At 49.7% G+C, this 3,648-nt stretch carries 3 protein-coding genes and 1 pseudogene; all 4 read left to right on the top strand.

Features of this window, described 5'->3' with window-relative positions:
- Positions 1-238, top strand: a pseudogene (locus Q0Z94_RS11510) (hypothetical protein); the annotation flags it as partial.
- Positions 239-290: 52 nt separating this feature from the next.
- A complete protein-coding gene (locus Q0Z94_RS11505) occupies positions 291-497 on the top strand; it encodes a type II toxin-antitoxin system HicB family antitoxin (protein WP_298069849.1) in 207 nt (68 codons plus the stop codon).
- Positions 498-971: 474 nt separating this feature from the next.
- Positions 972-2,165, top strand: a complete 1,194-nt coding sequence (locus Q0Z94_RS11500) for a CoA transferase (RefSeq protein WP_298069848.1) — start codon at positions 972-974, stop codon at positions 2,163-2,165.
- A 52-nt stretch (positions 2,166-2,217) separates the two neighbouring features.
- Positions 2,218-3,474, top strand: a complete 1,257-nt coding sequence (locus tag Q0Z94_RS11495; RefSeq protein WP_298069846.1) for a 3-isopropylmalate dehydratase large subunit — start codon at positions 2,218-2,220, stop codon at positions 3,472-3,474.
- Positions 3,475-3,648: the final 174 nt, after the last annotated feature.

The raw sequence follows: 3,648 nt of genomic DNA, 5'->3' as shown, positions 1-3,648 counted from the left end.
TTCCGATTTTTATGCGTGCTATGCCGACGTGGTGGGAAGTCAACGCTTACGGCAAGGAAAACAACATACCTTCAAAAGAGAACAAAACAACGCCTTGCAACGTCACTGGCTTGGGCGATTCAGACGTAGAACCCAAATCGTCACGCGTTCCCTGGATATGTTGAATAACTCTCTGGCGTTGTTTCAGCGATTTCGCGTTAATGGCAAGATCGAAGAACTTTTATCATTATTAAGATGATATCCTCTGGTTTCTTGGTATTTCGGACGTGATCAGCTATGAAGGTGAAAGCGTGGCCGAGTTGCGTACTGCCTTCGAGGATGCTGTGGACGACTACCTGAACCTGTGTGCGGAAACTGGCAGGAAGCCTGACAAACCGTATTCCGGCAAAATTCTTTTGCGGGTTTCCCCAGAATTACACGCTCATGCTGCCATGCAGGCGAAGCTCCACGGAATGTCACTCAACCAGTGGGCGGCAGAACGCCTTGCTGAAGCCTGAAAAGCAGGCCTCAAGAATTTCAGGATCTGCGCCGGATATTTTCGGTGTGGGTGGGACGGAGCGTCCTGAAACGCTCAGGAATAACGGAAGAGGTTCCTGAATTTCAAGATTTGCGGGAGGTGGACGCCATGTTGGAAGAATGAGCCGCACAGTGGAAGAATGATTACATCTAATTTATAGCTAGCTTCATGCTTTAAAATAGTGCCGGTAATGCTGCGGCACTCGCTTGGAATAGCTTTGAGATTCTGCCTTTTCTTCCATTGTCGCGCCGATGTTTCATTTTTAGGCAAAATGGATCAAATGAAACATATGGCTGTCAGCGACAGCTTCATCTGAACTTTTTCATAATTTTTGTATTTAAAAAATATAATATATTTCAGTATAATGTATGCTTTTTTACGGTAAGACGACCTCCCTGAACCTTTGGCATGCTTCTTGCATACTTTCAAAGTAAAATTTCAGCAAGGAGTTCATATGAGCAAAGGTCTTCTGGACGGTTTGAAGGTTTTGGACATGACTCGGGTTCTGGCTGGTCCCTACTGCGGTATGCTTTTGGCGGATTTGGGGGCTGACGTCATTAAAATAGAAGTCCCCGGTCGCGGGGATGATGCTCGTATCAACTTCCCGATCATTAACGGAGAGAGCGCCTATTTCATGAATCTCAACCGGAATAAGCGTGGAATCACCCTGAATCTCAAGACTGAAAAAGGGAAGGATATCTTCCGTAAGCTTGTGGCTAAGAGCGATGTGGTTTTGGAAAACTACCGTCCCGGCGTAATGGAAAAGCTGGGCCTCGGCTATGAAGAGCTACGCAAGATTAATCCCGGTATCATCTATGGAGCGGTGTCCGGCTTCGGGCACTATGGTCCCTACAGCCAGCGCCCCGGTTACGATATTATAGGTCAGGCCATGAGCGGCCTCATGAGTACAACCGGTTGGCCCGGAGGTCAGCCCACCAGAACCGGTACGGCCATTTCGGATGTCATGGGCGGCATCAGCTGCTGCGTGGGCATTCTCGCCGCCTATGCCAACAAGCTGAGAACCGGAGAAGGTGAAAAGATCGACGTTTCTCTCGTCGACAGCATGGTATCTTCTCTGGAAATCATCAATACTATCTATCTTTGCACCGGAAAGACGCCTCAACGCATAGGCAACCGTTACGAAGCCATATATCCTTACGACTCTTTCCAGGCAAAGGACGGAATGCTCGTTATTGGTGCCGGCAATCAAAAGCTGTTTACCATTCTCTGCAGTATCATGAAGCGTGAAGATCTGCTGACGGACCCCCAGTTTGCGGACAATAATCTGCGTGTTATCAATTATGCGAAGCTCAAGCCCCATATCGAAGCATGGCTGACGGATAAGACTATTGATGAAGCCGTGGATATTCTGCTTAAGGCCGGAGTGCCCGCTGCTCCCATCAATACCATCGACAGAGTGGCACGCGATCCTCATATTGCGGGTGCTAGAAAGATGTTTATAGAAATCGAGCATCCCAAAGCTGGCAAATTCAAGATTACGGGCAATCAGATCAAGCTTACCAATCATGCCATCGAGCATTTTACGCCAGCGCCCCTTCTTGGCCAGCATAATGAGGAAATTCTCGGCGAGATGCTCGGCCTGAGCCATGAGGAAGTGTGCGCTCTGGCGGAAGAGAAAGTTCTTTAAAAGCTTTATCGCTATAACATTCTGATAGATATCGATTTTTAGAGAAAAGCCTATGGGAATGACTATTACTGAGAAGATTTTGGCCAGAGCATCCGGACATGAACAGGTTCATGCGGGAGAGATTGTTCAGGCCAGGGTTGATAAGGTCATGATGGATGACATTCTCGGACCGAGAGTGCAGATCGCCGAACATCTGGAGCGCCTGAATGCCCCTATTTGGAATTCGGAGCGAGTCACTGTCATATCCGATCACTACACGCCGCCGGCCAATGCCCGTCAGGCGGAGATTGTGAAGTTTACCAGAGAATGGGCAGCCCGACACAATATACGCTACTACGAATTCGCCGGCCCATGCCATCAGGTTATGGTGGAAAAAGGGCGAGTTCTCCCTGGAGAAGTCGTTTTGGGAACGGACTCACATACCTGTACTTATGGAGCTCTGGGTGTCTTTTCCACGGGCATAGGCTCTACGGAAATGCTGGGAGTACTCTGCACCGGCGAGATATGGCTGAAGGTTCCTGAAACCATGCATTTTCGTTTGAACGGCAAACTGCAGAACGGTGTCATGGCCAAGGATGTTGCTCTGCATTGTATCGGTACGATTGGTCATAATGGCGCCACCTATAAAGCCATGGAGTTCTCCGGGGACGGGGTGAGCGACATGGGCATGGATGAACGTCTCTGTATTGCCAATATGGCCGTGGAAAGCGGTGCCAAAAACGGTATCTTTGCTCCCGATGATATTACCAGAAGCTATATGGAATCTCTGGGGATTCATGAAGGCATGTATTTCCGCAGTGATGACGATGCTTCATTCTGTCGGGGAATCAATGTTGATCTGACGGCTATGGAACCGCTTTGCGCCTGTCCACACGAAGTGGATAATACGGCTCGCATGGACGATGTTTCTTCAGTCCGCATCAATCAGGCCTACATAGGATCGTGCACTGGCGGCCGCTACAACGACCTCAAAAAGGCGGCAGATCTTCTTCGCGGGCATCATATTGCCCAGGGGGTTCGCCTGCTGATTTCTCCGGCCTCCCGCGAAATCTGGGAACGCTGTGCCCGCGACGGTATTCTCACCAGCCTTTCGGAAGCTGGGGCCACTATTTTAGCGTCTAGTTGTGGAGCCTGTCTGGGGCTTCATTCCGGGGCCATCAGCGCCGGTGAAGTTTGCGTCTCCTCAACGAATCGCAACTTCCTGGGACGGATGGGAAGCAAGGACAGCCAGGTGTATCTGGCTTCACCGCTTTCGGTGGCGGCATCTGCCATTACCGGTCGTCTGACCGATCCCCGTGAATTTTTGTAGGAGGTAGCATGTCTTCACTGATTATAGGCCGAGCCCTTACCTACGGCGACAATATAAATACGGATATCATTTCTCCACCCGCCTATATGGAACTTCCTATAGAGCAGGCCAAAAACTATGCCATGAAGCCGGTTGATGAAAATTTTGCCCGGACATGTCGTCCTGGAGATATTT

This window comes from uncultured Mailhella sp. (assembly GCF_947631555.1).
Lineage (GTDB): Bacteria > Desulfobacterota > Desulfovibrionia > Desulfovibrionales > Desulfovibrionaceae > Mailhella.
This window is presented reverse-complemented; position numbering and strand designations above follow the sequence as displayed.

Bases quoted from the DNA above. Each gene is read 5' to 3' on its own strand.
- Q0Z94_RS11500 (WP_298069848.1), top strand. From the start codon at position 972: ATGAGCAAAGGTCTTCTGGACGGTTTGAAGGTTTTGGACATGACTCGG.
- Q0Z94_RS11495 (WP_298069846.1), top strand. From the start codon at position 2,218: ATGGGAATGACTATTACTGAGAAGATTTTGGCCAGAGCATCCGGACAT.